The 2,015-nt window shown below is 70.6% G+C and carries 2 protein-coding genes; one reads left to right on the forward strand and one right to left on the reverse strand.

Going from position 1 to position 2,015, the window contains the following annotated elements:
- Positions 1–25: 25 nt before the first annotated feature.
- Entirely contained in the window at positions 26–955 is a 930-nt protein-coding gene (locus GX015_RS07745) for an NAD-dependent epimerase/dehydratase family protein (protein WP_291344124.1), read from the forward strand.
- A 523-nt stretch (positions 956–1,478) separates the two neighbouring features.
- On the opposite strand, the gene GX015_RS07750 is transcribed toward GX015_RS07745, so the two are convergent.
- A partial coding sequence (locus GX015_RS07750; RefSeq protein ID WP_291344122.1) for a thioredoxin domain-containing protein occupies positions 1,479–2,015 on the reverse strand: 537 nt, incomplete at its 5' end.

A 2,015-nucleotide genomic window follows, 5' to 3' on the forward strand; every position in this document is an offset into this window, starting at 1 on the left:
CACCGCCTTCCCGCCCAGCCGCGCGCTGGTGACCGGAGGCGCCGGGTTCATCGGGTCGACGCTGGTCGACCGGCTGCTGGCGGATGGACACGCGGTGACCGTCGTCGACGACCTGTCGCACGGCAAGCTCGCCAACTTGGAGGGGGCGCGGGCGACCGGCGCCGACCGCTTCAAGTTCGTCGAGGCCGACGTCCTCGCCGTCGACTGGGACGAGCTGCTCGAGCGCGTGCGCCCCGAGGTGATCTTCCACCTCGCCGCGCAGATCGACGTCCGCGAGTCCGTCGCCGACCCGGTGCACGACGCGGAGCTGAACATCGTCGGCACCATCCGCATCGCCGACGCCGCCCGCCGGAATGGCGTGCGCAAGATCGTGTTCACGTCCTCCGGCGGCTCGATCTACGGCACCCCGGATTCCTTCCCCGTCGGCGAGGACCAGGAAGTCCGTCCGCTGAGCCCCTATGCCGCGTCGAAGTCCGCGGCCGAGCAGTACCTGAACATGTTCCGCCGCCTGCACGGCCTGGACTGCTCGCACATCGCGCCCGCCAACGTCTACGGGCCGAGGCAGGATCCGCATGGCGAGGCCGGCGTCGTCGCCATCTTCGCCCAGCGCCTCCTCGCCGGCGAGGGCACGCGCGTCTTCGGCGACGGCGGCAACACCCGCGACTACGTGTTCGTCGGCGACGTCGTCGACGCCTTCGTGCGGGCGGCGGGCACGGCCGGGTCGGGGATGCGGTTCAACATCGGCACCGGCGTCGAGACCTCCGACCGCCAGCTGCATTCGCTGGTCGCCGAGGCCGCCGGCGCCGCCGACGACCCCGAGCACGCCCCGGCCCGCCAGGGCGATGTGCCCAGGTCCGCGCTGGATCCGTCGCTGGCCCGAGAGGTGCTGGGCTGGGAGCCGCAGGTCGGCATCGCCGAGGGCGTCCGCCGCACCGTCGATTACTTCCGCGGGTAGCGGGTCCGGGGTCCGGTTCCAGCATGTCGCCGACGCCCCAGCCTGTCGCCCACGCGGTACCGGCCCTTGGTTCCCGTCGCGGTTCCGGTGGCCTCGGTTTCCGTCCGTCGCACCCGATTCTGTCCGTCCCCCGCGGTGCCGGTCTCGGTTGCGGTGGACTGGCCGTCACTCCTTTCACGGACACCCCACAGGTGCACTTGTCGCGTTCATACACATCTTTTATTGCTCTGAAACGGCGAAAACCGGCTGATCTCGGGGTGCGCGAGCAACAAAAGGCATGCGTGAAAACCTCAGGTCGATGGAGGCGGGTTTTCGGGCCGGATCTCGACGCCGCTGCCGGCCCCGACGCACAGCTTCCCGCCCGACGCGCCGATCGCCGCGTGATGGCGTCCGCTCGACGCCGTGCTCGACGCCGCACGCCGATGACGGGCCCAGATGCACCGAAGCCCGGACGCTTCGTCGTTTCCGTTGTGGGAAAACGGGGAAGCGTCCGGACTTGGGTGCAGCGGGGGCGGGGCTGGGACTACCGCTGGGCGCGCTCGGCCTTCATCAGCTCCAGCTCGATGGTGTCGCGGAAGTTCTCCTCCGGCAGCGCGCCGGACAACGGCGTGGCGCCGATGACGAACATCGGGGTGCCCTGCACGCCGATGCTCTGCGCGTAGGCGTTGGCCTCCTGGACGGGCTTCTCCCACGTGCCGTCCTCGAGCTGCTTCTTGAACAGGTCGACGTCTTCGACGCCGGCGGTGCGTGCGATCTCCACGAGCTCGTCGACCGTGAATTCGGGGTGACCGTTGCCCTTGGCCACGGCCGCGTCGAAGGCCGCATCCTGGAACTCCCAGAACTTGCCCTGGGCCGCGGCGGCGCGACCGGCCTGCGCGGCCTGCGCCGCCGCCGGGGTGCCGGCGGAGTCGTTCCACTCGATGCGCAGCAGGCCGGCGTCGACGTAGTCCGCGGTGAGGTTCGGCTGCGTGTCCTGGGCGTAACGCGCGCAGAAGGGGCACTCGAAGTCGGAGAACATCGTCATGACGACCGGTGCGTCGACGGCGCCCATGGCGAAGGG

Origin of the sequence: Corynebacterium sp. (assembly GCF_012837295.1) — a bacterium.
In the GTDB taxonomy this organism is placed as follows: Bacteria; Actinomycetota; Actinomycetes; order Mycobacteriales; family Mycobacteriaceae; genus Corynebacterium.